This is a genomic window from Pseudomonas fluorescens (assembly GCF_902497775.2).
GTDB classification, from domain to species: domain Bacteria; phylum Pseudomonadota; class Gammaproteobacteria; order Pseudomonadales; family Pseudomonadaceae; genus Aquipseudomonas; species Aquipseudomonas putida_F.
In genome coordinates this window covers 4,092,741-4,118,962 of sequence record NZ_OZ024668.1, presented here as the reverse complement: position 1 = coordinate 4,118,962, position 26,222 = coordinate 4,092,741, and the positions used below count along the sequence as shown (strand labels likewise).

23 protein-coding genes are annotated in these 26,222 nt (G+C 61.4%); 22 read left to right on the top strand and 1 reads right to left on the bottom strand.

Translation table 11 applies throughout. From position 1 onward, the window contains the following. Positions 1-60: 60 nt before the first annotated feature. The 21 genes from pyrH to ispD all read left to right on the top strand — a co-directional run bounded on the left by pyrH (position 61) and on the right by ispD (position 24,064). Positions 61-804 carry a UMP kinase gene (pyrH, locus tag F8N82_RS18975; protein WP_038614006.1) on the top strand — a complete coding sequence of 248 codons (744 nt, stop codon included), beginning with the start codon at positions 61-63 and terminating at the stop codon, positions 802-804. After that, positions 801-1,358 carry a ribosome recycling factor gene (frr, locus tag F8N82_RS18970; protein ID WP_038996742.1) on the top strand — a complete coding sequence of 186 codons (558 nt, stop codon included), beginning with the start codon at positions 801-803 and terminating at the stop codon, positions 1,356-1,358. Before pyrH ends, frr begins: the two co-directional genes overlap by 4 nt. 18 nt (positions 1,359-1,376) lie before the next feature. After that, positions 1,377-2,132 carry a polyprenyl diphosphate synthase gene (gene uppS / locus F8N82_RS18965; RefSeq protein WP_038996741.1) on the top strand — a complete coding sequence of 252 codons (756 nt, stop codon included), beginning with the start codon at positions 1,377-1,379 and terminating at the stop codon, positions 2,130-2,132. After that, positions 2,132-2,947 carry a phosphatidate cytidylyltransferase gene (locus tag F8N82_RS18960; RefSeq protein WP_038996740.1) on the top strand — a complete coding sequence of 272 codons (816 nt, stop codon included), beginning with the start codon at positions 2,132-2,134 and terminating at the stop codon, positions 2,945-2,947. Before uppS ends, F8N82_RS18960 begins: the two co-directional genes overlap by 1 nt. Beyond that, positions 2,944-4,134: a 1-deoxy-D-xylulose-5-phosphate reductoisomerase gene (ispC, locus tag F8N82_RS18955; protein WP_038996739.1), complete on the top strand. Its 1,191-nt coding sequence runs from the start codon at positions 2,944-2,946 to the stop codon at positions 4,132-4,134. The genes F8N82_RS18960 and ispC overlap by 4 nt, the downstream gene beginning before the upstream one ends. Positions 4,135-4,191: 57 nt before the next feature. Further along, positions 4,192-5,544: an RIP metalloprotease RseP gene (gene rseP / locus F8N82_RS18950; RefSeq protein WP_038996738.1), complete on the top strand. Its 1,353-nt coding sequence runs from the start codon at positions 4,192-4,194 to the stop codon at positions 5,542-5,544. Between the two features lie 74 nt (positions 5,545-5,618). Next, positions 5,619-7,967 carry an outer membrane protein assembly factor BamA gene (gene bamA, locus F8N82_RS18945; RefSeq protein WP_038996737.1) on the top strand — a complete coding sequence of 783 codons (2,349 nt, stop codon included), beginning with the start codon at positions 5,619-5,621 and terminating at the stop codon, positions 7,965-7,967. Between the two features lie 44 nt (positions 7,968-8,011). Beyond that, a complete protein-coding gene (locus tag F8N82_RS18940; protein ID WP_038996736.1) occupies positions 8,012-8,515 on the top strand; it encodes an OmpH family outer membrane protein in 504 nt (167 codons plus the stop codon). 2 nt (positions 8,516-8,517) lie between these two features. Then, positions 8,518-9,573, top strand: a complete 1,056-nt coding sequence (gene lpxD / locus F8N82_RS18935) for a UDP-3-O-(3-hydroxymyristoyl)glucosamine N-acyltransferase (RefSeq protein WP_038996734.1) — start codon at positions 8,518-8,520, stop codon at positions 9,571-9,573. Positions 9,574-9,683: 110 nt separating this feature from the next. Beyond that, entirely contained in the window at positions 9,684-10,124 is a 441-nt protein-coding gene (gene fabZ, locus F8N82_RS18930) for a 3-hydroxyacyl-ACP dehydratase FabZ (RefSeq protein ID WP_010224833.1), read from the top strand. Further along, positions 10,121-10,897 carry an acyl-ACP--UDP-N-acetylglucosamine O-acyltransferase gene (gene lpxA, locus F8N82_RS18925; RefSeq protein ID WP_038996733.1) on the top strand — a complete coding sequence of 259 codons (777 nt, stop codon included), beginning with the start codon at positions 10,121-10,123 and terminating at the stop codon, positions 10,895-10,897. The genes fabZ and lpxA overlap by 4 nt, the downstream gene beginning before the upstream one ends. Before the next feature lies 1 nt (position 10,898). Next, complete coding sequence (gene lpxB / locus F8N82_RS18920) at positions 10,899-12,026, top strand: lipid-A-disaccharide synthase (RefSeq protein ID WP_038996732.1); 1,128 nt, start codon at positions 10,899-10,901, stop codon at positions 12,024-12,026. Further along, positions 12,027-12,656 (top strand): ribonuclease HII, encoded by a 630-nt coding sequence (gene rnhB, locus F8N82_RS18915; RefSeq protein ID WP_038996731.1) that lies wholly within the window; start codon positions 12,027-12,029, stop codon positions 12,654-12,656. A gap of 105 nt (positions 12,657-12,761) precedes the next feature. Beyond that, positions 12,762-16,283: a DNA polymerase III subunit alpha gene (dnaE, locus tag F8N82_RS18910; RefSeq protein ID WP_038996730.1), complete on the top strand. Its 3,522-nt coding sequence runs from the start codon at positions 12,762-12,764 to the stop codon at positions 16,281-16,283. 98 nt (positions 16,284-16,381) lie between these two features. After that, complete coding sequence (locus tag F8N82_RS18905; protein ID WP_038996729.1) at positions 16,382-17,329, top strand: acetyl-CoA carboxylase carboxyltransferase subunit alpha; 948 nt, start codon at positions 16,382-16,384, stop codon at positions 17,327-17,329. Positions 17,330-17,435: 106 nt separating this feature from the next. Next, positions 17,436-18,731 carry a tRNA lysidine(34) synthetase TilS gene (gene tilS, locus F8N82_RS18900; protein WP_038996728.1) on the top strand — a complete coding sequence of 432 codons (1,296 nt, stop codon included), beginning with the start codon at positions 17,436-17,438 and terminating at the stop codon, positions 18,729-18,731. 271 nt (positions 18,732-19,002) lie between these two features. Further along, complete coding sequence (locus tag F8N82_RS18895; RefSeq protein WP_038996727.1) at positions 19,003-20,631, top strand: CTP synthase; 1,629 nt, start codon at positions 19,003-19,005, stop codon at positions 20,629-20,631. A gap of 3 nt (positions 20,632-20,634) precedes the next feature. After that, positions 20,635-21,480, top strand: coding sequence for a 3-deoxy-8-phosphooctulonate synthase (kdsA, locus tag F8N82_RS18890; protein WP_038996725.1), 846 nt, complete (start codon positions 20,635-20,637; stop codon positions 21,478-21,480). Between the two features lie 153 nt (positions 21,481-21,633). After that, positions 21,634-22,923, top strand: a complete 1,290-nt coding sequence (gene eno / locus F8N82_RS18885; protein WP_038996724.1) for a phosphopyruvate hydratase — start codon at positions 21,634-21,636, stop codon at positions 22,921-22,923. Between the two features lie 161 nt (positions 22,924-23,084). Beyond that, a complete protein-coding gene (gene ftsB, locus F8N82_RS18880) occupies positions 23,085-23,363 on the top strand; it encodes a cell division protein FtsB (protein WP_038996723.1) in 279 nt (92 codons plus the stop codon). Continuing rightward, the gene (gene ispD, locus F8N82_RS18875) at positions 23,360-24,064 is read left to right on the top strand and encodes a 2-C-methyl-D-erythritol 4-phosphate cytidylyltransferase (protein WP_038996722.1); all 705 of its coding nucleotides are present in this window, start codon (positions 23,360-23,362) and stop codon (positions 24,062-24,064) included. The genes ftsB and ispD overlap by 4 nt, the downstream gene beginning before the upstream one ends. A gap of 37 nt (positions 24,065-24,101) precedes the next feature. Here the strand turns inward: ispD and F8N82_RS18870 are convergent, their stop codons facing one another. Further along, the gene (locus tag F8N82_RS18870; protein ID WP_038996721.1) at positions 24,102-24,998 is read right to left on the bottom strand and encodes a LysR substrate-binding domain-containing protein; all 897 of its coding nucleotides are present in this window, start codon (positions 24,996-24,998) and stop codon (positions 24,102-24,104) included. 106 nt (positions 24,999-25,104) lie between these two features. On the opposite strand from F8N82_RS18870, the gene F8N82_RS18865 reads away from it, so the two are divergent. Beyond that, the gene (locus F8N82_RS18865) at positions 25,105-26,217 is read left to right on the top strand and encodes an S-(hydroxymethyl)glutathione dehydrogenase/class III alcohol dehydrogenase (protein WP_038996720.1); all 1,113 of its coding nucleotides are present in this window, start codon (positions 25,105-25,107) and stop codon (positions 26,215-26,217) included. The last annotated feature ends 5 nt before the right edge of the window (positions 26,218-26,222 follow it).

Genomic DNA, 26,222 nt, shown 5'->3' with positions numbered 1-26,222 from the left:
ACGCGCAGGCTGAAAGCAGCCCGCCAGATTTTTTTCAAAACGCCGCAGGAGAGATTCGCAATGGCTCAGCAGGGCAGTGGTTATCAAGCTCGCTATAAACGCATTCTACTCAAGCTTAGCGGCGAGGCCCTGATGGGCTCGGAAGAGTTCGGGATCGACCCCAAGGTCCTGGATCGCATGGCACTGGAAGTCGGCCAACTGGTTGGCATTGGTGTTCAGGTAGGTTTGGTGATCGGTGGTGGCAACCTGTTCCGTGGTGCGGCGCTCAGTGCAGCCGGCATGGACCGCGTCACTGGCGACCACATGGGCATGCTGGCGACCGTAATGAATGCCCTGGCCATGCGCGATGCGCTGGAGCGTGCCAACATTACCGCGATCGTCATGTCGGCCATCTCCATGGTTGGCGTCACCGATCACTATGATCGCCGCAAAGCCATGCGCCACCTGAACTCGAAAGAAGTGGTCATCTTCGCTGCCGGTACCGGCAACCCGTTCTTCACCACCGACTCCGCCGCTTGCCTGCGCGCCATCGAAATCGATGCCGACGTGGTATTGAAGGCAACCAAAGTCGATGGTGTATACACTGCAGATCCATTCAAAGACCCGCATGCCGAGAAGTTCGATCATCTGACCTACGATGAAGTACTGGATCGCAAGCTGGGCGTGATGGACCTGACGGCAATCTGCCTTTGCCGCGATCACAAGATGCCGCTGCGCGTCTTCAACATGAACAAGCCCGGCGCCCTGCTGAATATCGTGCATGGCGGCGCTGAAGGTACTCTGATCGAGGAAGTTCAAAAATGATCAACGAAATCAAGAAAGACGCTCAAGAGCGCATGCAAAAGTCGCTGGAATCCCTGGCGCACGCTTTCAGCCGAATTCGTACTGGCCAGGCGCACCCTAGCGTTCTGGAAGGTGTGATGGTTCCTTACTACGGTGCCGATACGCCAATCAAGCAAGTGGCCAATATCACCGTTAAAGATGCCCGTACCCTGCAGGTCGTGGCGTTCGAGCGCAATATGCTGGGTGCTGTCGACAAGGCAATCGGCAGTGCGGGTCTGAACCTTAACCCGACCAACCTGGGCGAGCTGCTGCTGATCACCATGCCAGCGCTGACCGAAGAGACCCGCAAGGGTTTCACCAAGCAGGCTCGTGACGCTGCTGAAGATGGCCGTATTGCCGTGCGCAATATCCGTCGCGATGCGCTGAGCCAGCTCAAGGATCTGGTCAAGGAAAAGGAAATCAGCGAAGACGACGAGCGCCGTGCCGCTGACGAAATCCAGAAGCTGACTGACAAGTTCGTGGCTGAGATCGAAGTTGCCGTCAAGCAGAAAGAAAAGGACCTGATGGCCGTTTAAGGGTCGGGACTTTTTTTAATGGAAAAGACCAAGCAAGGTGTGTCCCCATCGGTGCCGCGCCATGTCGCGATCATCATGGATGGGAATAATCGCTGGGCGAAGAAGCGCCTGTTGCCCGGTGTTGCCGGGCACAAGGCCGGTGTCGATGCGGTGCGCGCGGTCATCGAGGTGTGTGCCGAGGCCAAGGTCGAGGTGCTGACCCTGTTCGCCTTTTCCAGTGAAAACTGGCAGCGCCCGGCCGAAGAGGTCGGGGCGTTGATGGAGCTGTTCTTCTCGGCTTTGCGCCGGGAAGCCAAGCGCCTCAACGACAACAACATCAGCCTGCGCATCATCGGTGACCGCTCGCGCTTTCACCCTGAGCTGCAGGCCGCCATGCGTGAAGCCGAAGCGCTGACCGCGGGTGCCAATCGCTTCATCCTGCAGATCGCCGCCAACTACGGCGGTCAATGGGATATCGCCCAGGCCGCCCAGCGCCTGGCGCGGGAAGTCCAGGCCGGTCACCTGCGCCCGGAGGACATCACCCCCGAGCTGCTACAGACCTGCCTGTCCACAGGTGACCTGCCGTTGCCCGATCTGTGCATCCGTACCGGTGGCGAGCACCGCATCAGCAATTTCCTGCTGTGGCAGCTGGCCTACGCCGAGTTGTACTTTTCCGACCTGTTCTGGCCGGACTTCAAACACGAGGCCATGCGCACTGCGCTGGCCGATTTCGCTTCGCGCCAGCGCCGCTTCGGGAAAACCAGCGAGCAGGTCGAAGCTGGAGCCCGTGCTTAATGCTTAAACAACGCATCATTACTGCGCTGATCCTGCTGCCGATCGCTCTTTGCGGTTTCTTCCTGTTGAACGGTGGCGACTTCGCCCTGTTCATCGGGGTGGTAGTGACCCTGGGTGCCTGGGAGTGGGCACGACTGGCTGGTCTGGTCGCGCAATCCCTGCGGGTGGCCTATGCGGCAGTCGTCGCCGGGCTGCTGATGCTGCTCTACCTGATGCCGGACCTGGCGCCCTGGGTGCTGGGTGCGTCGGTATTGTGGTGGGGGCTGGCCACCTGGTTGGTGCTCACCTATCCACGCAGCAGCGAGCTGTGGTCCAGTGCGGCCTGCCGCTTGCTGATCGGTTTGCTGATCCTGTTGCCGGCCTGGCAAGGCCTGGAACTGCTCAAGCAGTGGCCGCTGGGTAACTGGCTGATCATGGCGGTGATGGTGCTGGTCTGGGGGGCGGATATTGGCGCGTACTTCTCCGGTCGTGCCTTCGGCAAGCGCAAGCTGGCCCCGCAGGTCAGCCCGGGCAAGAGCTGGGAAGGTGTTTATGGCGGCCTGGCCCTGAGCCTGGTGATCACCGCAGCGGTAGGCATCTATCGCGACTGGAGTGCTGGCGAGTTGGTCCTTGGCCTGTTCGGCGCTGCGGTGGTGGTGCTGGTGTCGGTGGTCGGCGATCTGACCGAAAGCATGTTCAAGCGTCGTTCGGGGATCAAGGACAGCAGCAACCTGCTGCCCGGTCACGGCGGCGTGCTGGACCGTATCGACAGCCTCACTGCGGCGATCCCGGTGTTTGCAGTGCTGCTCTGGGCAGCCAATTGGGGCGTAATGTGAGCGGCGTGCAGCGTATTACCGTACTGGGTGCGACCGGCTCCATCGGTCTGAGCACCCTCGATGTGATAGCCCGTCACCCGGATCGTTACCAGGTGTTCGCCCTGAGCGGCTACTCGCGTGTGCAAGAGCTGCTGGCGCTGTGCCTGCGCCATACCCCGGCGTTTGCCGTGGTGCCTTCGGCCGAGGCTGCGCAGCAGCTGTGCGAAGGCCTGGCGGCAGCAGGTTCGGCCACCGAGGTGCTGGTCGGCGAGCAGGGCCTGTGTCAGGTGGCTGCGGCTGCCGAGGTCGATGCCGTGATGGCGGCGATCGTCGGCGCTGCCGGCCTGCGTCCGACCCTGGCTGCGGTCGAGGCGGGCAAAAAGGTTTTACTGGCCAACAAGGAGGCGCTGGTGATGTCCGGCGCCTTGTTCATGCAGGCGGTGCGGCGCAGTGGCGCGGTGCTGCTGCCGATCGATAGCGAGCACAATGCGATCTTCCAGTGCCTGCCGGGCGATTACTCCCGTGGCCTGGCCCGGGTTGGCGTGCGCCGAATCCTGTTGACCGCTTCTGGCGGGCCGTTTCGCGAAACGCCGATGGCCGAGCTCATGGATGTCAGCCCAGAGCAGGCCTGCGCCCACCCGAACTGGTCAATGGGCCGCAAGATCTCGGTTGATTCGGCCAGCATGATGAACAAGGGCCTTGAACTGATCGAGGCGTGCTGGCTGTTCGATGCCCGGCCTAGCCAGGTCGAGGTGGTGGTGCACCCGCAAAGTGTGATCCACTCGCTGGTCGATTATGTCGACGGCTCGGTGCTGGCCCAGTTGGGCAATCCGGATATGCGCACGCCGATCGCCAATGCCCTGGCTTGGCCTGAGCGGATCGATTCGGGGGTGGCGCCACTGGACCTGTTCGCGGTTGCCCGCCTGGACTTCAACGCCCCGGACGAGCAGCGTTTCCCGTGCTTGCGCCTGGCCCGTGAGGCAGCTGAAGCGGGTAACAGCGCGCCGGCCATGCTCAATGCGGCCAACGAAGTGGCGGTGGAGGCATTTCTCCAGCGGCGCATCCGCTTCCCCGAGATCCCGAGTATGATCGAACACGTGCTCGATCAGGAGCCGGTGGTTGCTGTCGAGTCGCTCGATGCGGTGTTTGCCGCCGATCAGCGTGCACGGCAACTGGCCGGACAATGGTTGGCTCATCACGGCCGCTGAGGTCTGGCGCCCTAGTGCGTCAGGCCCGGTGCCGCTGAACGTCATTCGGAGAGAGACATGAGTGCGCTCTACATGATTATCGGCACCCTGGTGGCATTGGGTGTGCTGGTCACCTTTCACGAATTCGGTCACTTCTGGGTGGCCCGGCGTTGCGGCGTCAAGGTTTTGCGTTTCTCCGTCGGTTTCGGCATGCCGTTGCTGCGCTGGCATGACCGCCATGGCACCGAGTTTGTGGTGGCGGCGATTCCGCTGGGCGGCTATGTGAAGATGCTCGACGAGCGCGAAGGCGAGGTGCCCCGCGATCAGGTCGAGCAATCGTTCAACCGCAAATCGGTGCGCCAGCGTATCGCGATTGTTGCGGCGGGACCGGTGGCCAACTTTCTTCTGGCGATTTTCTTCTTCTGGATCCTGGCCATGGTCGGCACCCAGCAGGAGCGCCCGGTCATTGGTGCGGTCGAGGCTGGGAGCATTGCCGAAGTGGCCGGGCTCAAAGCTGGCCAGGAAATTGTTTCCATTGATGGCAAAGCGACCAGCGGTTGGGCTGCGGTCAACCTGCAACTGATCCGCCGCCTGGGCGAGAGCGGTCAGTTGCACATCAGCGTGCGTGAAGAGGGCGCTACGGTCGACAGCCCCCACGTGCTGACCCTGAACAACTGGCTCAAGGGCGCCGACGAGCCCGATCCGATCCACTCCCTGGGCTTGCGCCTGTGGCGCCCGGCGTTGCCGCCGGTGCTGGCTGAGCTTGACCCTAAAGGCCCGGCGCAGGCCGCTGGGCTGAAAACCGGCGACCGCCTGCTGGCTCTCGATGGCCAGGCGCTGAACGACTGGCAGCAAGTGGTCGATACCGTGCGTGGCCGCGCCGGCAGCAAGATCGTTCTGCGTATCGAACGTGACGGCGCGCCGCTTGAAGTGCCGGTAACCTTGGCCAGTCGCGGAGAAGGTAAATCGGCTAAGGGTTATCTCGGTGCCGGGGTCAAGGCCGTGAAGTGGCCGGATGCCATGCTTCGTGAGGTTAGCTACGGGCCGCTCGAGGCTGTGGGGGAGGGGCTTTCACGCACTTGGAACATGAGCGTCCTGACCCTCGAATCGCTCAAGAAAATGCTGTTCGGCGAGCTCTCGGTAAAAAACTTGAGCGGACCGATAACCATTGCTAAAGTGGCGGGCGCTTCGGCCCAGTCCGGCGTTGGAGATTTCCTGAATTTCCTCGCCTACCTGAGCATTAGCCTGGGGGTTCTTAATTTGCTGCCCATTCCTGTACTGGATGGGGGGCATTTGCTGTTCTACCTGATCGAGTGGGCGCGTGGTCGTCCGCTTTCGGATCGGGTGCAAGGTTGGGGGATCCAGATCGGTATCAGTTTGGTAGTCGGGGTGATGTTGCTTGCCCTGATCAACGATTTGGGTCGACTGTAAAGCTTCGCTCAATTGCGAACCTGCCGCGTCCCGCGGCGGGTCGTTTATTGCCAGTTGGAATAAGAAAGGACTTCATGAAACGTCTGCTGCTAACTGCGGTTCTCGCCGTACTGATGATCGCTGAAGTTCACGCCGAGTCCTTCACCATCTCCGATATTCGTGTCAATGGTCTGCAGCGGGTTTCCGCGGGCAGCGTTTTTGGTGCCTTGCCATTGAACGTCGGCGATGAGGCCGATGACCGGCGCCTGGTGGAATCCACCCGGTCCCTGTTCAAGACCGGTTTCTTCCAGGACATCCAACTGAGCCGGGACGGCAACGTCCTGATCATTACCGTGGTCGAGCGTCCTTCGGTGTCGAGCATCGAGATCGAAGGCAACAAGGCGATCAGCACTGAAGACCTGATGAAGGGTCTGAAGCAGTCCGGTCTGTCCGAAGGCGAGATCTTCCAGCGTGCCACCCTCGAAGGCGTGCGTAACGAACTGCAGCGCCAGTACGTTGCCCAAGGCCGCTACTCGGCCGAGGTCGACACCGAAGTGGTGCCGCAACCGCGCAACCGCGTGGGCCTGAAGATCAAGATCAACGAAGGCACGGTTGCTGCGATCCAGCACATCAACGTGGTCGGCAACACCGTCTTCCCCGATGAAGACCTGATCGGCCTGTTCGAACTCAAGACCACCAACTGGCTGTCGTTCTTCAAGAACGACGACAAGTACGCCCGCGAAAAACTCTCCGGTGACCTGGAACGTCTGCGTTCCTACTACCTGGACCGCGGCTACATCAACATGGACATCGCTTCCACCCAGGTGTCGATCACCCCGGACAAGAAGCACGTCTACATCACCGTCAACGTCAACGAAGGCGAGAAGTACACCGTTCGTGACGTCAAGCTTTCCGGCGACCTCAAGGTGCCTGAAGACCAGGTCAAGTCGCTGCTGCTGGTACAACCTGGCCAGGTATTTTCGCGCAAGGTGATGACCACCACGTCCGAGCTGATCACCCGTCGTCTGGGTAACGAAGGCTATACCTTCGCCAACGTCAACGGCGTGCCGCAACCGCACGATGAAGATCACACCGTCGACATCATGTTCGTGGTCGACCCAGGCAAGCGTGCCTACGTCAACCGCATCAACTTCCGCGGCAACACCAAGTCCGAAGACGAAGTGCTGCGCCGTGAAATGCGCCAGATGGAAGGTGGTTGGGCTTCGACCTACCTGATCGACCAGTCCAAGACCCGTCTGGAGCGCCTGGGCTTCTTCAAGGAAGTCAACGTCGAGACCCCGGCTGTTCCGGGCACTGACGACCAGGTCGATGTCAACTACAGCGTTGAAGAGCAAGCCTCTGGTTCGATCACCGCCAGCGTCGGTTTCGCCCAGAGCGCCGGTCTGATCCTCGGTGGTTCGATCAGCCAGAACAACTTCCTCGGTACCGGTAACAAGGTTTCCCTCGGCCTGACCCGCAGTGAATACCAGAGCCGCTACAACTTCGGTTATGTGGACCCCTACTGGACTGCTGACGGCGTGAGCCTGGGCTACAACGCTTTCTATCGCACCACCGACTACGATGACCTCGACGTCGACGTTGCCAGCTATGCGGTCGACAGCCTGGGTGCCGGTGTCAGCGTTGGTTACCCGATCAGCGAAACCTCGCGCCTGACCTTCGGTCTGACCGTACAGCAGGACGAGATCAAGACCGGCAAGTACACCGTTGACGAGATCTTCGACTTCGTCGACAAGGAAGGCGACAAGTACCTGAACTTCAAGGCCTCGGCCGGTTGGTCCGAGTCGACTCTGAACAAGGGCGTGCTGGCTACCCGTGGCCATTCGCAAAGCCTGGTGCTGGAAGCAACCACTCCGGGTAGCGACCTGTCGTTCTTCAAACTCGATTACCGTGGCCAGCTGTTCAAGCCAATCAACAATGACTACACCCTGCGCCTGCACACCGAGCTGGGCTATGGTGATGGCTTCGGCGGTACCTCAAGCCTGCCGTTCTACGAGAACTACTACGCCGGTGGCTTCAACTCGGTACGTGGCTTCAAGGACAGCAGCCTCGGTCCACGCAGTACGCCGAGCAAAGGTAACAAGCCCGGCACCATTGAAGATCCGGATCAGGACCCGCTGCCGTTCGGTGGTAACGTCCTCGTCCAGGGTGGTGTAGAGCTGCTGTTCCCGCTGCCGTTCGTCAAGGACCAACGCTCGCTGCGCACCTCGGTCTTCTGGGATGTGGGTAACGTATTCGACACCAACTGCGGTTCCAAGCCGGACTGCGAGAAGGTCGGCCTGTCGGGCCTGGCCAGCTCCGTCGGCCTGGGCGTGACCTGGATTACCGCGCTCGGTCCGTTGAGCTTCAGCCTGGCAATGCCGGTGAAGAAGCCGGACGAAGCCGATACCCAGGTGTTCCAATTCTCTCTGGGCCAGACCTTCTAAGGTCTGCCCCTTGCTAACGACAACGGATTCTGTAGGAGTGCATCGTGCGTAAGTTGACTCAACTGGCAGTACTGGCTGCGACCCTGATCGCAACCCCGGCTTTCGCCGAAATGAAAGTTGCCGTGCTGAACTATCAAATGGCTCTGCTCGAGTCGGACGCGGCGAAGAAATACGCCGTCGATGCCGAGAAGAAGTTCGGCCCGCAGCTGACCAAGCTGAAGAACCTGGAAAGCAGCGCCAAGGGCATTGCCGATCGCATCCGTGCCGGTGGCGACAAGATGGCCCAGCCAGAGCGCGAGCGCCTGGAGCTTGAATACAAGCAGAAAGCCCGTGACTTCCAGTTCCAGTCCAAGGAGCTGAACGAGTCCAAGGCCGTGGCTGACCGCGAAATGCTCAAGCAGCTCAAGCCCAAGCTTGATGGCGCAGTTGAAGAAGTGATCAAGAAAGGCGGTTTCGATCTGGTTCTCGAGCGTGGCGCGGTCATTGATGTCAAACCTCAGTACGACATCACCCGCCAGGTTATCGAGCGCATGAACCAGTCCCGTTGATCATGACCGTGACCATGAAACTCGGTCAGCTGGCCGAGTTCCTCGGAGCCACCCTGAGTGGCCCCGAGGAGCTGGAAATCACTGGCCTGGCAACCCTTCAGGAAGCCGGGCCTGGGCAGTTGAGCTTTCTCGCCAACCCTCAGTACCGCAAGTACCTGGGTGAAACCCACGCGGCGGCGATCCTACTCAAGCCGGCCGACGCCGAAGGCTTTACCGGCAACGCCCTGATCGTTCCCGACCCGTACCTCGCGTATGCGCGCATCTCCCACCTGTTCGATCCAAAGCCCAGGGCTGTAGCGGGAATCCATCCCAGCGCCGTGGTTGCCGCCGATGCCCAGGTCGATGCCAGCGCCAGCGTTGGTGCCTGTGCAGTGATCGAGAGCGGTGCGCAGATCGGCCCGGGTGTGACCATCGGTGCGCAGTGCTTCATCGGCGCGCGTTGCGTGATCGGCGAAGGCGGCTGGCTGGCCCCGCGGGTGACCCTGTACCACGATGTGCGTATCGGCAAGCGTGTGGTGATCCAGTCGGGCGCAGTGATCGGTGGCGAAGGCTTCGGCTTTGCCAACGAGAAGGGTGTGTGGCAGAAGATCGCCCAGATCGGTGGCGTGAGCATCGGTGACGATGTCGAAATCGGCGTCAATACGGCGGTCGACCGCGGTGCCCTGGCCGATACCCGTATTGGTGACGGGGTCAAGCTCGACAACCAGATCCAGATCGCCCATAACGTACAGATCGGCGATCATACGGCCATGGCGGCGTGTGTCGGGATTTCCGGCAGCACCAGGATCGGCAAGCATTGCACCATTGCCGGCGGTGTCGGCATGGTTGGGCACATCGATGTCTGCGACAACGTTTTCGTATCCGGGATGACCATGGTGACGCGCTCGATTACCGAGCCAGGCGCCTATTCTTCCGGTACGGCGATGCAGCCGCTGGCCGAGTGGCGCAAAAGCGCCGCACGGATTCGCCAGCTGGACGAGATGTCAAAACGCCTTCAACAACTGGAAAAGCGTCTCGCCGCCGTGACCTCTGGCGATAAAGCTTCATCAGAAGGCTGATACCATTTCCTGATCAAGAGTGAACAGCCCTAGACTGACTCTTTGATTTGCTAAAGGAGCGCCGTGTGAAAACCGGCGCTCCCTATCTTTACTACAGGCTTCCCCCCGAAATGATGGACATCAACGAGATTCGCGAATACCTGCCTCACCGTTACCCGTTCCTGTTGGTGGACCGGGTGGTGGAACTGGACGTCGAGGCCCAGCGCATTCGTGCCTACAAGAATGTCAGCATCAACGAACCTTTCTTCAATGGTCACTTCCCGGCGCACCCGATCATGCCGGGCGTGCTGATCATCGAGGCCATGGCCCAGGCAGCCGGTATCCTTGGCTTCAAGATGCTCGACGTGAAACCTGCGGACGGTACCCTGTACTACTTCGTCGGTTCCGACAAACTGCGCTTCCGCCAGCCAGTGCTGCCGGGTGATCAACTGATCCTCGAAGCCAAGTTCATCAGCTGCAAGCGCCAGATCTGGAAGTTCGAGTGCCAGGCGTCGGTTGATGGCAAGCCGGTATGCTCGGCCGAGATCATCTGCGCGGAACGCAAGCTATGAGTTTGATTGACCCTCGGGCAATCATCGATCCGTCGGCCAAGCTTGCCGACGGTGTCGAGGTAGGCCCTTGGTCGATCATCGGTGCCGGGGTCGAGATCGGCGAGGGGACCGTTATCGGTCCGCACGTGATTCTCAAGGGGCCGACCCGCATCGGTCGGCACAATCGCATCTACCAGTTTTCCTCGGTAGGCGAAGATACCCCTGACCTCAAGTACAAGGGTGAGGCTACGCGCCTGGTGATCGGCGATCACAATGTGATCCGCGAAGGCGTGACCATTCACCGTGGCACTGTGCAGGACCGCTCGGAAACCACCCTGGGTGATCACAACCTGATCATGGCCTATGCCCACATCGGCCACGACAGTGTCATCGGTAACCATTGCATTCTGGTCAACAACACGGCGCTGGCTGGCCATGTTCATGTTGATGACTGGGCGATCCTCTCCGGGTTCACCCTGGTGCATCAGTTCTGCCATATCGGCGCCCACAGCTTTTCCGGCATGGGCACGGCGATCGGCAAGGACGTACCGGCCTTCGTGACGGTGTTCGGCAACCCGGCCGAAGCGCGCAGCATGAACTTCGAGGGCATGCGCCGTCGCGGTTTCAGCGAGGATGCGATTCACGCCCTGCGTCGGGCCTACAAGGTGGTCTACCGCCAGGGCCTGACCGTCGAGCAGGCGATTGCCGAGTTGGCAGAGCCTGCGACCCAGTTCCCTGAAGTCGACGTGTTCCTCAAGTCGATCCAGAACTCCAGCCGCGGCATCACTCGCTGATATGGCCGAGCTTTGTGTAGCGCTGGTGGCCGGTGAGGCCAGTGGTGATATTCTCGGCGCCGGGTTGATGCGCGCGCTCAAGGCGCGCCATCCGCAGGTACGCTTCATTGGTGTCGGTGGACCGTTGATGCAGGCCGAAGGCCTGACCTCGTACTTCCCCATGGAGCGCCTGGCGGTGATGGGCCTGGTCGAGGTGCTAGGGCGCCTGCGCGAGCTGCTCAAGCGTCGCAAGGAACTGATCCAGACCCTGATCGCCGAGCGCCCGGACGTGTTCATCGGCATCGATGCCCCGGACTTCACCCTCAATATCGAGCTGAACCTGCGCAAGGCCGGGATCAAAACCGTGCATTACGTCAGCCCGTCGGTCTGGGCCTGGCGACAGAAGCGGGTGCTGAAGATTCGCGAAGGCTGCGACCTGATGCTCACGTTGTTTCCGTTCGAAGCCAAGTTCTATGAAGAGAAGGGCGTACCGGTGCGCTTTGTCGGCCATCCGCTGGCCGACAGCATTCCACTGGACGCTGACCGCGGCGCTGCCCGCGAACAGCTCGGGCTGGGTGAAGGGCCGCTGGTTGCCCTGATGCCTGGCAGCCGGGGTGGTGAGGTCGGCCGCCTGGGTACGCTGTTCCTCGACACCGCCCAGCGTCTGCGCGAATTGGTGCCGGAGGTGCGTTTCGTTTCCCCGTGTGCCAATGCCGAGCGCCGTGCCCAGCTTGAACAGATGCTCCAGGGCCGCGACCTGCCGGTGACCCTGCTTGACGGTCGCTCGCATCAGGCCCTGGCTGCCTGCGACGCGGTATTGATCGCGTCCGGTACAGCTACCCTTGAAGCCTTGCTGTTCAAGCGGCCGATGGTCGTGGCCTACCGCTTAGCGCCGCTGACTTACTGGATTTTGAAACGCCTGGTAAAAAGCCCGTACGTATCGCTGCCCAACCTGCTGGCCCAGCGCATGCTGGTGCCCGAGTTGCTGCAGGAAGCCGCCACTGCCGACGCCCTGGCCCAGACCCTGGCGCCGTTGGTACATGGTGGTGTGCAGCAGACCGAAGGCTTTGACCAGATTCACCGTACCTTGCGCCGCGATGCCTCCAACCAGGCAGCTGACGCGGTGCTGGCTTTGCTGGAAAACCAATAGATGCAAATGGGATTGGACTTCAACCTGGTCGAGGACCTGGTCGCCGGTGTCGACGAGGTGGGCCGTGGCCCGCTGTGCGGCGCAGTGGTGACCGCTGCGGTGATTCTCGACCCTAAGCGGCCGATTCTGGGGCTCAACGACTCGAAGAAGCTCACCGAAGCCAAGCGTGAAAAGCTTTTTGACGAAATTTGTGAAAAAGCCCTGAGCTTCTGCATCGCCCGTGCCGAGGTCGAGGAAATCGACCAGCTCAATATCCTTCACGCCACCATGCTGGCCATGAAGCGAGCGGTCGAGGGATTGAGCGTCACGCCAAAACTGGCGCTGATCGACGGTAACCGCTGCCCGCAGCTATCGGTGCCGGCGGCGCCGGTGGTCAAGGGCGATAGCCAGGTGCCGGCTATTGCCGCCGCGTCGATCCTGGCCAAGGTCACCCGTGACCGCGAAATGGCAGCGTTCGAGCTGATCTATCCTGGCTACGGCATTGGCGGGCACAAGGGCTACCCGACCCCGGTGCACCTCGAAGCCCTGGCGCGCCTGGGGCCGACGCCGATCCACCGGCGCTCGTTCGCACCGGTACGCGCCGCCTTCGAAGCCCGCGATGCCATCAGCGGCGGGTTTGCCGAGGTCTGACTAGGCAAGGGCGTCAATAGTCAGGATCGCCCTGCACTGGCTGTTGTTTTGATCAAGGCCCGGTACAATCCGGGCCTTGTTGTTTTGTGCTGCTATAGGATCATCATGTCGGCTTCTTTCGTTCATCTTCGCCTGCACACCGAATACTCGCTGGTCGATGGCCTGGTGCGGATCAAGCCGCTGGCCAAGGCATTGGCGGCGATGAACATGCCGGCGGTCGCGGTTACCGACCAGAGCAACATGTGTTCGCTGGTCAAGTTCTACAAGAACGCCATGGGCGCCGGTATCAAGCCAATCTGCGGCGCCGACCTGTGGCTGGCCAACAGCGACCCGGATGCGCCGTTGTCGCGCATCTGCCTGCTGGCCATGGACGCCAAGGGCTACCGCAACCTTACCGAGTTGATTTCCCGCGGCTGGGTCGATGGCCAGCGCAATGGCCTGGTGATCATTGAGCGTCAGTGGATCGCTGAAGCCAGCGAGGGCGTGATTGCGCTGTCTGCGGCCAAAGAGGGCGACATCGGCATGGCGTTGCTCAATGGCAACCCGGATGAAGCCGAGGCCTTGCTGCGCGACTGGATGCAGATGTTCCCTGAGCGCTTCTACGTCGAAGTGCAGCGCACCAACCGCGCCGGTGACGAAGAATACCTGCACGCCGCCGTGGCCCTGGCCGACAAGCTGAACGCACCGCTGGTGGCAACCAACGACGTGCGCTTTATCAAGCAGACCGACTACGACGCCCACGAAACCCGCGTGTGCATCGGTGAAGGTCGGGCGCTGGACGACCCGCGCCGGTCGCGTAACTACAGTGACCAGCAGTACCTGAAAAGCCCGGAAGAAATGGCCGAGCTGTTCAGCGACCTGCCCGAGGCGATTGCCAACACCGTCGAGATCGCCAAGCGCTGCAACATCCAGGTTCAGTTGGGCAAGCACTTCCTGCCGGACTTCCCGACACCCAACGGCATGGGCATCGACGACTACCTGCGCCACGTTTCCCACGAGGGCCTGGAAGAGCGTCTGGCGGTACTCTGGCCGAAAGACACCACACCGAATTACGAAGAGAAGCGCCAGGTCTACCTCGACCGGCTGAAGTTCGAACTGGATATCATCATCCAGATGGGCTTCCCCGGTTACTTCCTGATCGTTATGGACTTCATCAAGTGGGCCAAGAACAACGGCGTGCCGGTCGGCCCGGGCCGGGGTTCGGGTGCCGGCTCGCTGGTCGCTTACGTACTGAAGATTACCGACCTCGATCCGCTGGCCTATGACCTGCTGTTCGAACGCTTCCTCAACCCGGAACGGGTCTCGATGCCCGACTTCGACGTCGACTTCTGCATGGATGGTCGCGACCGGGTAATCGAATACGTGGCCGACGCCTACGGGCGCAACGCCGTGAGCCAGATCATCACCTTCGGTACCATGGCCGCCAAGGCGGTGGTGCGCGACGTGGCGCGGGTGCAGGGCAAGTCCTACGGCCTGGCTGACCGTCTGTCGAAGATGATCCCCTTCGAAGTCGGCATGACCCTGGAAAAAGCCTACGAGCAGGAAGAAATCCTGCGCGATTTCCTCAAGAGCGACGAAGACGCCAAGGAAATCTGGGACATGGCCCTCAAGCTCGAGGGCGTTTGCCGGGGTACCGGTAAACACGCCGGTGGTGTGGTTATCGCGCCGACCAAGCTTACCGACTTCTCGCCGATCGCCTGTGATGAAGAAGGCGGCGGCCTGGTTACCCAGTTCGACAAGGATGACGTCGAGGCCGCCGGCCTGGTGAAGTTCGACTTCCTCGGCCTGCGGACCCTGACCATTATCAAGTGGGCGATGGAAACCATCAACCGCGAACAGGCCAAGAAAGGCCTCGATGACCTGAACATCGATTTCATCCCGCTGGATGACAAGAAGACCTACGACCTGCTGCAGAAAGCCGAAACCACGGCGGTGTTCCAGCTTGAATCGCGGGGCATGAAAGAGCTGATCAAAAAGCTCAAGCCCGACTGCCTGGAAGACTTGATCGCACTGGTGGCGCTGTTCCGTCCCGGCCCGCTGCAATCGGGCATGGTGGACGACTTCATCAACCGCAAGCACGGTCGCGCGGAACTGGCTTACCCGCACTCGGACTACCAGTACGAAGGCCTCAAGCCCGTTCTGGCCCCGACCTACGGCATCATCCTGTACCAGGAACAGGTGATGCAGATTGCCCAGGTCATGGCGGGCTATACCCTCGGCGGCGCGGACATGCTGCGCCGGGCCATGGGTAAGAAAAAACCCGAGGAAATGGCCAAGCAGCGGGGCGGTTTCATTGAAGGTTGTGCCAGTAACAACATCGATCCGGACCTCGCCGGTAACATTTTCGACCTGGTAGAGAAGTTCGCCGGTTACGGCTTCAACAAATCCCACTCCGCCGCCTATGGCCTGGTGTCCTACCAGACTGCCTGGCTCAAGACCCACCACCCGGCGCCGTTCATGGCCGCGGTGCTGTCGGCGGATATGCACAACACCGACAAGGTCGTGACCTTGATCGAGGAAGTGCGCAGCATGAAGTTGCGCCTCGATGCGCCGGATGTGAACACCTCCGACTTCAAGTTCACGGTCAATGACGATGGCCGCATCGTCTATGGCCTGGGCGCGATCAAGGGCGTGGGCGAGGGGCCAGTCGAGGCCATCGTCGAAGCCCGTGCTGGCGGCCCGTTCAAGGACCTGTTCGACTTCTGCGAGCGAGTCGATCTCAAACGCATCAACAAGCGTACCCTCGATGCCTTGATTCGCAGCGGCGCGCTGGATCGCCTCGGCCCGCATTTTCATGACGAGCTCAAGGCCTATCAGGCCAACATCGACCGCAACCGCGCGGTGCTGCTGGCGGCCATGGAAGAGGCGATCAAGTCTGCCGAGCAGACGGCACGCACCGCCGATAGCGGTCATGTCGACCTGTTCGGCGGGCTGTTCGTCGAAGAGGATGCCGACGTCTATGCCAACCACCGCAAGGCCCGCGAGCTGACCCTCAAGGAGCGCCTGCGGGGTGAAAAAGACACCCTGGGCCTGTACCTGACCGGTCACCCGATCGACGAATACGAAGGCGAGATCCGCCGCTTCGCACGCCAGCGCATCATTGACCTGAAGCCTGCGCGCGACACCCAGACCGTCGCCGGGATGATCATTGCCCTGCGCGTCATGAAGAATAAAAAGGGCGACAAGATGGGCTTTGTCACCCTCGACGACCGCTCCGGGCGCATCGAGGCGTCGCTGTTCGCCGACGCCTTCATGGCCAACCAGGCACTGCTGCAGACCGATGCTATGGTGGTGGTTGAAGGCGAGGTCAGCAACGATGACTTCTCCGGTGGCCTGCGCCTGCGGGTCAAGCGGGTGATGAGCATGGAAGATGCCCGCACCAACCTGGCCGAAAGCCTGCGCCTGAAGGTGCACACCGACGCCCTCAAGGGCGACCGGCTGAACTGGCTGGGCGAGTTGTTCAAGCGCCATCGCGGCGCCTGCCCGATCACCATGGAATACACCGGCAGCGATGCCAAGGCCATGCTGCAGTTCGGTGAAAGCTGGCGTATCGACCCCGCCGATGGCCTGATTCAGGCCCTGCGTGACCAGTTCGGACGTGAGAACGTCTTTTTGCAATATCGATGAATTTTTAATCTCGACCTGAATGCGCCTGATCCCTTAAGGTAGGGCGCCAAACGGATCAACCGGCCGGCCGCCTGGCCGTAGACCCAAGACGGATGCCTATGAACCCGAATTTTCTGGATTTCGAACAGCCGATTGCTGACCTGCAAGCCAAGATCGAAGAGCTGCGCCTGGTTGGCAATGACAACTCGCTGAACATCGGCGATGAGATCGCCCGTCTGCAAGACAAGAGCAGCACCCTGACCGAAAGCATTTTCGGCAACCTGACCAGCTGGCAGATCGCCCGCCTGGCCCGTCATCCGCGCCGTCCGTACACCCTGGACTACATCGAACACATCTTCACCGAGTTCGACGAGCTGCACGGTGACCGTCATTTCTCCGACGATGCTGCCATCGTTGGCGGTATCGCCCGCCTGGACGACCAGCCGGTGATGGTCATCGGTCACCAGAAAGGCCGCGAAGTGCGCGAAAAGGTTCGCCGCAACTTTGGCATGCCGCGCCCTGAAGGCTACCGCAAGGCGTGCCGCCTGATGGAAATGGCTGAGCGTTTCAAGATGCCGATCCTGACCTTCATCGACACCCCGGGCGCCTACCCTGGCATCGACGCCGAAGAGCGCAACCAGAGCGAAGCCATTGCCTGGAACCTGCGGGTCATGGCGCGTCTGAAAACCCCGATCATCGCCACCGTTATCGGTGAAGGTGGTTCTGGCGGTGCGCTGGCTATCGGTGTCTGCGACCAGCTGAACATGCTGCAGTACTCGACCTACTCGGTGATCTCGCCAGAAGGTTGCGCCTCGATCCTGTGGAAGACCGCCGAGAAAGCCTCGGACGCAGCCGAAGCCATGGGCATCACCGCCGAGCGCCTGAAAGGCCTGGGCATCGTCGACAAGGTCATCGCCGAGCCGCTGGGCGGCGCGCACCGTGATCCGGCGAAGATGTCCGCCAACGTTCGTAGCGAGCTGATCGAGCAACTGGACATGCTCAAGACGTTAGACAACGACGCGCTGCTCAAGCGCCGTTATGACCGTCTGATGAGCTACGGGCTCTGATCTGACAATCGCGGGTCACGTCCGCTCCCACAGTTTGCCTTGAGCACTGTGGGAGCGAGCTTGACCCGCGATCGAGCGCAAAGCGCTCGCAACCGGGTCGACGCTGATGATTGATCTTCACACCAAGCTGTCCCCCTGGCTCACCGCCCCCTCCTGGTGCATCGCCCTCTCTGGCGGCCTGGATTCCACCGTCCTCCTGCACCTGCTGGCAACCCTGTCCCGCCAGCAACCCCTGCCTGCACTGCGCGCCATTCACATCCATCACGGTTTGCAAGCTGCGGCTGATGCCTGGCCGGGTCATTGTCAGCGCCTGTGCGACGCTCTGGGCGTCGAACTGCAGATCATTCGGGTCAGCGTCGCCCTTGGTGCCAGCCTCGAGCAGGGCGCCCGTGATGCGCGCTACGCAGCTTTTAGCGCTGCCTTGGCTCCCGGCGAAATCCTCCTGACCGGCCAGCACCGCGAAGACCAGGCCGAAACCCTGTTGTTTCGCCTGTTGCGCGGTGCCGGCCTGCGCGGCGTGAGTGCGATGCCGGCGCAGCGGCCGCTAGGGCAGGGCATGCTGGTGCGGCCGTTGCTGGGTGTTTCTCGTAGTGACCTGCAGGCTTACGCCCAGGCGCAGCAGTTGAACTGGATCGAAGATCCGTCCAACAACGACACCCAGTTCTCCCGCAATTACCTGCGCCACCAGGTTTTCCCGACGCTCGTGCAGCGCTGGCCGCAAGCGGCGCAAAACCTGGCACGCAGCGCCGAACACCTGAGTGAAGCCCAGGGCCTGCTCGATGAGCTGGCCCTGGAGGATCTGGCCGAGGCCTCGACCCCGGCGCCGTTCGCCTGGCTTGGCCTCGACTCGTTGGACCTTGAGGTGCTGCGCCGGCTATCCCCGGCCCGTCAGCGCAATGCCCTGCAGTACTGGCTGGCACCGCGCACACGGCTGCCCGATAGCCGCCACTGGGCCGGCTGGGAGGCTCTGCGCGATGCTGCATCCGACGGATGGCCACTGTGGCGGCTGACCGACGGCGAGCTGCACCGCGCAGGCGCCCGGATCTGGTGGTTGGCCGCTGACTGGCTGATGCCTGTGGGCGGCCCGCAGGCCTGGCCTGATGCGGGCAAAGTGCTGGCGTTGAGCGGTAACGGCAGCGTCAGCCTCAGCGGCACGTTGCCGCAGGGGCCCTTGCATATTGCCTACCGCCAGGGCGGCGAAACCCTGACAATCAACGGCCGCGGCCAGCGCGATCTGAAGCGCCTGCTCAACGAGTCGCAGCTGCCGTCATTCGTCCGTTCACGCCTGCCGCTGCTGTATTGCAGCGAGCAATTGCTGGCGGTGGCCAACCTGCCGGGTTTGAGCCAGGGCGACTGGCAATTGCATTGGCATGCGCCGACGAGCGAGCAAGGTTTGAGATGAAAGGCACATTCGGGTAGACTACGCTCCCTTCTTGATACAGCTTCTGTGGCTTCCCCGAAATCACAGCAGTTGCCGATTACCAAGCAGTTTTTTGCTGGGCGATTCTAAAAATGTTTAGCGAGCTCCTAACCGGGTATCCAACCCCCGGTGTGACCAGACGCGGCAGTTTTTTAAGATGCACTGTGATTGACGCAGGTGATCGGGGGCTTCGGCCTTCCTTCGCTTTCCCCGGCGGCACTGACCGCTTTAACGCAGACTTCTAGGGTTTTTCATGACGCGCTACATATTCGTCACGGGCGGTGTTGTTTCTTCATTGGGGAAAGGCATTGCCTCGGCTTCATTGGCGGCCATCCTGGAGGCGCGGGGGCTCAAGGTCACCATGCTCAAGCTGGACCCGTACATCAACGTCGACCCGGGCACCATGAGCCCGTTCCAGCACGGTGAAGTGTTCGTCACCCACGACGGTGCCGAGACCGACCTGGACCTGGGCCACTACGAGCGGTTCATCCGCACGACCATGACCCAGAACAACAACTTCACCACCGGCCGTATCTACGAGCACGTGCTGCGCAAGGAGCGCCGTGGTGATTACCTGGGCGCGACCATCCAGGTCATTCCGCACATCACCGACGAGATCAAGCGCCGCATCATCAAGGGTGCTGGCGATGCCGACGTGGCCCTGGTGGAAATCGGCGGTACCGTGGGTGACATCGAGTCGCAACCGTTCCTCGAGGCTATCCGTCAGCTGCGCGTCGAAGTGGGCTCCAAGCGCGCCATGCTGATGCACCTGACCCTGGTTCCGTACATCGCCACCGCTGGCGAGACCAAGACCAAGCCAACCCAGCACTCGGTCAAGGAGCTGCGCTCCATCGGCCTGCAGCCAGACGTGCTGATCTGCCGCTCCGACCATCCGGTGGATGTCTCCTCGCGCCGCAAGATCGCCCTGTTCACCAACGTCGAAGAGCGTGCGGTGATCTCCCTGGAGGACGTCGATACCATCTACAAGATCCCGGCCGTGCTGCACGCCCAGGGCCTGGATGACTTCGTCGTCGAGCGTTTCGGCCTGCAATGCAACGGTGCCGACCTGTCCGAGTGGGAAAAGGTCGTCGACGCCAAGCTCAACCCTGAGCACGAAGTCACCATCGCCATGGTCGGCAAGTACATGGAGCTGCTGGACGCCTACAAGTCGCTGATCGAAGCGATGAGCCATGCCGGCATCCAGAACCGCACCAAGGTCAACCTGCGCTACATCGACTCCGAAGACATCGAGAACCAGGGCACCAGCCTGCTCGAAGGCGCCGATGCCATTCTGGTCCCGGGTGGTTTCGGCCTGCGTGGCGTTGAAGGCAAGATCACTGCTGTGCAGTACGCTCGCGAGAACAAGGTCCCGTACCTGGGTATCTGCCTGGGCATGCAAGTGGCGGTCATCGAATTCGCCCGTAACGTCATGGGCTGGAAAGACGCCAACTCCACCGAGTTCGATCGCAACAGCGGCCACCCGGTCGTTGGCCTGATCACCGAGTGGGAAGATGCCACCGGCGCGGTCGAAACCCGTACCGAAGCCTCCGACCTGGGCGGCACCATGCGTCTGGGCGCTCAGGAATGCCAGCTGGCAAGCGGTTCCAAGGTCCACGATTGCTACGCCAAGGACGTGATCGTCGAGCGTCATCGCCACCGTTACGAAGTGAACAACAACCTGCTGCCGCAGTTGGTCGAAGCCGGCCTGAAAGTTTCCGGTCGTTCCGGCGACGGCGCGCTGGTCGAAGTGGTCGAGTCCCAGGATCATCCTTGGTTCGTCGCTTGCCAGTTCCACCCGGAGTTCACCTCGACCCCGCGTGACGGCCATCCGCTGTTCAGCGGCTTCGTCAAGGCGGCACTGGCTCAAAAGAACAAGGCCTGATCCATGACCCAGAAGATCATTCGCGTCGGTAACATCGAGATCGCCAACGACAAGCCGTTCGTCCTGTTCGGCGGCATGAACGTGCTGGAATCCCGTGACCTGGCCATGAAGGTCTGTGAAGAGTACGTGCGGGTTACCGAGAAACTCGGTATCCCTTACGTGTTCAAGGCCAGTTTCGACAAGGCCAACCGTTCGTCGATCACCTCCTACCGTGGCCCTGGCCTGGAAGAGGGGATGAGGATCTTCGAAGAGATCAAGAAGACCTTCAACGTGCCGGTCATCACCGACGTGCACGAGCCGGAGCAGGCCGCCGCGGTGGCCAAGGTCTGCGACATCATCCAGTTGCCGGCCTTCCTCTCGCGCCAGACCGACCTGGTGGTGGCCATGGCCAAGACCGGCGCGGTGATCAACATCAAGAAGGCGCAGTTCCTCGCACCTCAGGAAATGAAACACATCCTGACCAAGTGCGAAGAGGCCGGTAACGATCAGTTGATTCTCTGCGAGCGTGGTTCGAGCTTCGGTTACAACAACCTGGTAGTGGACATGCTCGGCTTTGGCATCATGAAGCAGTTCGAGTACCCGGTGTTCTTCGACGTGACCCACTCCCTGCAGATGCCGGGTGGTCGCGCCGATTCCGCCGGTGGTCGCCGCGCCCAGGTCACCGACCTGGCCAAGGCGGGCCTGAGCCAGGGCCTGGCCGGCCTGTTCCTCGAGGCGCATCCGGATCCGGACAACGCCAAGTGTGACGGCCCATGCGCCCTGCGCCTGGACAAACTGGAGCCTTTCCTGGCCCAGCTCAAGCAACTGGATGACCTGGTGAAGAGTTTTCCGACGGTAGAAACCGCGTAATCCTCGATTCTCCGGTAAAGTACCCCCCGTTCAACCTCTGACCCTCGGGTCAGGGGTCTGCTTTCGCCGGGCCTGCCTGTTTCAAATTGCCCGGCGAGCGGCAAGATTTTTCTCAGCTGCGTTGTTTTCGTCAATTCTGGAGTGCTTACAACAATGGCAAAAATCGTCGACATCAAAGGTCGTGAAGTTCTCGATTCGCGTGGTAACCCTACCGTAGAAGCGGACGTGCTGCTCGACAACGGCATCATCGGCAGCGCCTGCGCGCCGTCCGGTGCTTCCACTGGCTCGCGCGAAGCGCTGGAGCTGCGTGATGGCGACAAGAGCCGTTACATGGGCAAGGGCGTACTCAAGGCAGTTGCCAACATCAACGGCCCGATCCGCGACCTGCTGCTGGGCAAGGACCCGGTTGACCAGAAAGCCCTCGACCGCGCCATGATCGACCTGGACGGTACCGAGAACAAGGCCAAGCTGGGCGCCAACGCCATCCTCGCCGTGTCCCTGGCTGCCGCCAAGGCCGCTGCACAGGACCAGGACCTGCCGCTGTACGCGCACATCGCCAACCTCAATGGCACCCCAGGCCAGTACTCGATGCCGGTTCCGATGATGAACATCATCAACGGCGGCGAGCACGCCGACAACAACGTCGACATCCAGGAGTTCATGGTTCAGCCGGTTGGCGCCAAAACCTTCTCCGACGCGCTGCGCATGGGCACCGAGATTTTCCATCACCTCAAGGCTGTGCTGAAGGCCCGTGGCCTGAACACCGCTGTCGGTGACGAAGGTGGTTTCGCGCCTAACCTGGCCTCCAACGAAGACGCGCTGTCGGCCATCGCCGAAGCCGTCGCCAACGCCGGTTACAAGCTGGGCACCGACGTGACCCTGGCCCTGGACTGCGCAGCCAGCGAATTCTTCGAAGACGGCAAGTACAACCTGTCCGGCGAAGGCAAGTCCTTCGACGCTGCCGGTTTTGCCGACTACCTCAAAGGCCTGACCGAGCGTTTCCCGATCATCTCGATCGAAGACGGCCTGGACGAGTCCGACTGGGCTGGCTGGAAGATCCTCACCGACAAGATCGGCGACAAGGTGCAACTGGTCGGTGACGACCTGTTCGTGACCAACACCAAGATCCTCAAAGAAGGCATCGACAAGAAGATCGGCAACTCGATCCTGATCAAGTTCAACCAGATCGGCTCGCTGACCGAAACCCTGGAAGCCATCCAGATGGCCAAGGCTGCTGGTTACACCGCAGTAATCTCGCACCGTTCGGGCGAAACCGAAGACTCGACCATTGCTGACTTGGCCGTGGGTACTGCTGCCGGCCAGATCAAGACCGGTTCGCTGTGCCGTTCCGACCGCGTCTCCAAGTACAACCAGCTGCTGCGTATCGAAGAGCAACTGGGCAGCAAGGCTGTGTACCGTGGCCGTGCCGAGTTTCGCGGCTAAGCAAGAGATGGTAAAAAGACAGCAGCAAAGCGGCGCCGAGCGGTCATACTGATCGTTCAGAAGCCCATGCTGCAGGTGTCTGAACACAAAGCCTGGCTTCGGCCAGGCTTCGTGCCATCAGCGACCTGCAGATGTGGCGGTCTTTTCCACTGGATACCCTGATGCGCAGTCCTTATTGGTTGTTCCTCGTCTTGCTCCTGCTGCTCGGTGGCCTGCAGTATCGTCTGTGGGTGGGCAATGGCAGCCTGGCCCAGGTCACCGAACTCAAGCAACAGATCGCTGACCAGCACGCTGAGAACGAGCGTTTGCTGGAGCGTAACCGCGTGCTTGATGCCGAAGTGCTGGAGCTGAAGAAAGGTATGGAAACCGTCGAAGAACGGGCTCGCCACGAACTGGGTATGGTCAAGGAGGGTGAAACCCTCTACCAGCTTGCCCAATGAACCAGACCTTGCCGGCCTTCTGGGCCGTGATTCCCGCTGCGGGTGTTGGTGCCCGCATGGCTGCCGACCGTCCCAAGCAGTACCTGCAATTGGGCGGGCAGACCATTCTCGAGCATAGCCTCGACTGTTTTCTTGACCATCCCTGTGTCAAAGGGGTGGTGGTCAGCGTTGCCGCTGACGATCCTTACTGGCCCGCTTTGCGCTGCGCCAGCGATCCACGTATCCAGCGCGCCGAGGGCGGCCAGCAACGCGCCGACTCGGTGCTCAACGCCTTGTTGCTGCTACACGCCCAAGGCGCGGCGGACAGCGACTGGGTGCTGGTACACGACGCCGCGCGGCCAAACCTGGCACGCAGCGACCTCGACCGCCTGCTGGCCGAACTTGCCGATGACCCGGTGGGCGGGCTGCTGGCGGTGCCGGCGCGCGATACCCTCAAGCGTGCGGATGCCAACGGCCGGGTCAGCAGCACTATCGACCGCAGTACCGTCTGGCAGGCTTACACGCCGCAAATGTTCCGCCTCGGTGCCTTGCACCAGGCCCTGGCCGACAGCCTGGTGGCTGACGTGGCGATTACCGACGAGTCCTCGGCCATCGAATGGGCCGGGCAGGCGCCACGCTTGATCGAAGGGCGCAGCGACAACATCAAGGTCACCCGCCCCGAAGATCTGGAGTGGTTGCGCCAGCGCTGGGCCAAGCGCTGATTGCGGGGGTGGGAGCGGGCTTGCCCCGCGATGCTTTTCAGGTGTCTCGATACTCAGGCAGCCCCGCCAACCCCTCACGTAGATAATCCACCAGCTTGCGCACTTTCGGCGACAAATGCCGCTGCTGCGGATACAGCGCCCACACCGCTGTATTCGGCGGCTGATGCGCTTCCAGCAACGACACTAGTGCGCCACTTTTGAGGTGCTCGAGCACGTAGTAATCCGGCAACTGACACAAGCCCATCCCCTGCAGCGCCGCATCCAGCACCGCCTGGCCGCTGTTGCAGCGCCAGTTGCCCTGGACTCGCTGCCCCATTTCCCGTCCATCCAGTTGCAGCGCCCAACTGTCCGAGCTGCCGATCAGGCAATTGTGCCGCGCCAGTTCCGAAAGGCTATGCGGCCGGCCATAGCGTTCCAGGTACGCGGGCGATGCACACAGGTACATACGCCGCGGTGCCAGACGCGTAGCTACCAGCCGCGAGTCCTGCAGGCGGCCGAGGCGAATCGCCAGGTCCATGCCCTCATGCACCAGGTCCAGCGGGCGGTTGCTCAGTTCGATGTCCACCCGCAGTTGCGGATACGACGCCATGAAGCGCGTAACCAACGGCACGATGAAGCGTTCACCGTAGGCCACGGCGCAGGTCATGCGCAGCAGGCCCTTCGGTTCGCTGGTCAGGTCGCCCATGGCGCGCAGGGCTTCTTCGCGGCCATCCTGCAGGCGTTGACAATGTTGCAGGAAGGTCTGCCCGGCTTCGCTCAAGGTTACCCGCCGCGTACTGCGATACAGCAGACGGGTTTGCAGGCGCTCTTCGAGGCGGGCGATCTGCCGGCTGACATGGGACGACGACACCCCGAGGCGTTCGGCGGCAGCGGTGAACTGCCCGGCCTCGGCAACGGCGACGAACTCGTCTATACCCTCCCAAAGATTGCTCATTGATTGTCCCTGTGCAGCAATAATGTTTTGTCTTTGCCTGGATTATTCATCAAATAACGATGAATTACACTGCAAGCCTGAACTGACCCTTTGCTGGAGAAGATTGATGATCAAGTCCCGTGCCGCCGTTGCCTTTGAGGCCAAGAAACCGCTGGAGATCGTCGAAGTCGACGTGGCCATGCCCAAGGCCGGCGAGGTGCTGCTGCGTGTAGTCGCCAGCGGCGTTTGCCATACCGACGCCTATACCCTGTCGGGCGCCGACCCGGAAGGCATCTTCCCGTCGATCCTCGGCCACGAAGGCGGCGCCATTGTCGAAGCCATCGGTGAGGGCGTGACCTCGGTTGCTGTTGGCGATCATGTGATCCCGCTGTATACCCCCGAGTGCGGCCAGTGCAAATTCTGCCGTTCCGGCAAGACCAACCTGTGCCAGGCCATTCGTGCGACCCAGGGCAAGGGCCTGATGCCCGATGGCACTACGCGTTTCTCCTACAAGGGTCAGCAACTGTTCCACTACATGGGCACCTCGACCTTTTCCGAGTACACCGTGCTGCCAGAAATTTCCGTGGCCAAGATCCAGAAAGAAGCACCGCTGGAAAAGGTCTGTCTGCTCGGTTGCGGCGTAACCACCGGTATCGGCGCGGTGCTCAATACCGCCAAGGTCAAGCCCGGCGACACCGTGGCCATCTTCGGCCTGGGCGGCATCGGCCTGTCGGCGATCATCGGTGCGGTGAAGGCCAAGGCTTCGCGGATCATTGCCGTGGACATCAACCCGAGCAAATTCGAGATCGCCAAACAACTGGGCGCCACCGACTGCGTCAACCCGAAAGACTACGACCGTCCGATCCAGGACGTGATTGTCGACCTCACCGACGGCGGCGTGGACTTCTCCTTCGAGTGCGTGGGTAACGTGCAACTGATGCGTGCAGCGCTCGAATGCTGCCACAAGGGCTGGGGCGAGTCGGTGATCATCGGTGTTGCCGGTGCCGGTCAGGAAATTTCCACCCGTCCGTTCCAGCTGGTGACTGGTCGGGTCTGGCGCGGTTCGGCCTTCGGTGGCGTGCGTGGTCGCAGCGAGCTGCCGAGCTACGTGGAAATGTCGGAAAAAGGCGAAATCCCGCTGGATACCTTCATCACCCACACCATGGGCCTGGAAGACATCAACAAGGCGTTCGACCTGATGCATGAAGGCAAGAGCATTCGCAGCGTCATCCACTTCTGAGGTTT

Excerpts from the sequence above, each read along its gene's own strand:
- lpxD (WP_038996734.1), top strand. The coding sequence starts at position 8,518 with ATGACCGTGACCATGAAACTCGGTCAGCTGGCCGAGTTCCTCGGAGCC.
- ispD (WP_038996722.1), top strand. The coding sequence starts at position 23,360 with ATGAACCAGACCTTGCCGGCCTTCTGGGCCGTGATTCCCGCTGCGGGT.
- F8N82_RS18905 (WP_038996729.1), top strand. The coding sequence starts at position 16,382 with ATGAACCCGAATTTTCTGGATTTCGAACAGCCGATTGCTGACCTGCAA.
- frr (WP_038996742.1), top strand. The coding sequence starts at position 801 with ATGATCAACGAAATCAAGAAAGACGCTCAAGAGCGCATGCAAAAGTCG.
- uppS (WP_038996741.1), top strand. The coding sequence starts at position 1,377 with ATGGAAAAGACCAAGCAAGGTGTGTCCCCATCGGTGCCGCGCCATGTC.
- bamA (WP_038996737.1), top strand. The coding sequence starts at position 5,619 with ATGAAACGTCTGCTGCTAACTGCGGTTCTCGCCGTACTGATGATCGCT.
- tilS (WP_038996728.1), top strand. The coding sequence starts at position 17,436 with ATGATTGATCTTCACACCAAGCTGTCCCCCTGGCTCACCGCCCCCTCC.
- kdsA (WP_038996725.1), top strand. The coding sequence starts at position 20,635 with ATGACCCAGAAGATCATTCGCGTCGGTAACATCGAGATCGCCAACGAC.
- pyrH (WP_038614006.1), top strand. The coding sequence starts at position 61 with ATGGCTCAGCAGGGCAGTGGTTATCAAGCTCGCTATAAACGCATTCTA.
- ftsB (WP_038996723.1), top strand. The coding sequence starts at position 23,085 with ATGCGCAGTCCTTATTGGTTGTTCCTCGTCTTGCTCCTGCTGCTCGGT.
- dnaE (WP_038996730.1), top strand. The coding sequence starts at position 12,762 with ATGTCGGCTTCTTTCGTTCATCTTCGCCTGCACACCGAATACTCGCTG.
- rseP (WP_038996738.1), top strand. The coding sequence starts at position 4,192 with ATGAGTGCGCTCTACATGATTATCGGCACCCTGGTGGCATTGGGTGTG.
- lpxB (WP_038996732.1), top strand. The coding sequence starts at position 10,899 with ATGGCCGAGCTTTGTGTAGCGCTGGTGGCCGGTGAGGCCAGTGGTGAT.
- F8N82_RS18865 (WP_038996720.1), top strand. The coding sequence starts at position 25,105 with ATGATCAAGTCCCGTGCCGCCGTTGCCTTTGAGGCCAAGAAACCGCTG.
- F8N82_RS18960 (WP_038996740.1), top strand. The coding sequence starts at position 2,132 with ATGCTTAAACAACGCATCATTACTGCGCTGATCCTGCTGCCGATCGCT.
- F8N82_RS18870 (WP_038996721.1), bottom strand. The coding sequence starts at position 24,998 with ATGAGCAATCTTTGGGAGGGTATAGACGAGTTCGTCGCCGTTGCCGAG.
- rnhB (WP_038996731.1), top strand. The coding sequence starts at position 12,027 with ATGCAAATGGGATTGGACTTCAACCTGGTCGAGGACCTGGTCGCCGGT.
- fabZ (WP_010224833.1), top strand. The coding sequence starts at position 9,684 with ATGATGGACATCAACGAGATTCGCGAATACCTGCCTCACCGTTACCCG.
- eno (WP_038996724.1), top strand. The coding sequence starts at position 21,634 with ATGGCAAAAATCGTCGACATCAAAGGTCGTGAAGTTCTCGATTCGCGT.
- F8N82_RS18895 (WP_038996727.1), top strand. The coding sequence starts at position 19,003 with ATGACGCGCTACATATTCGTCACGGGCGGTGTTGTTTCTTCATTGGGG.
- lpxA (WP_038996733.1), top strand. The coding sequence starts at position 10,121 with ATGAGTTTGATTGACCCTCGGGCAATCATCGATCCGTCGGCCAAGCTT.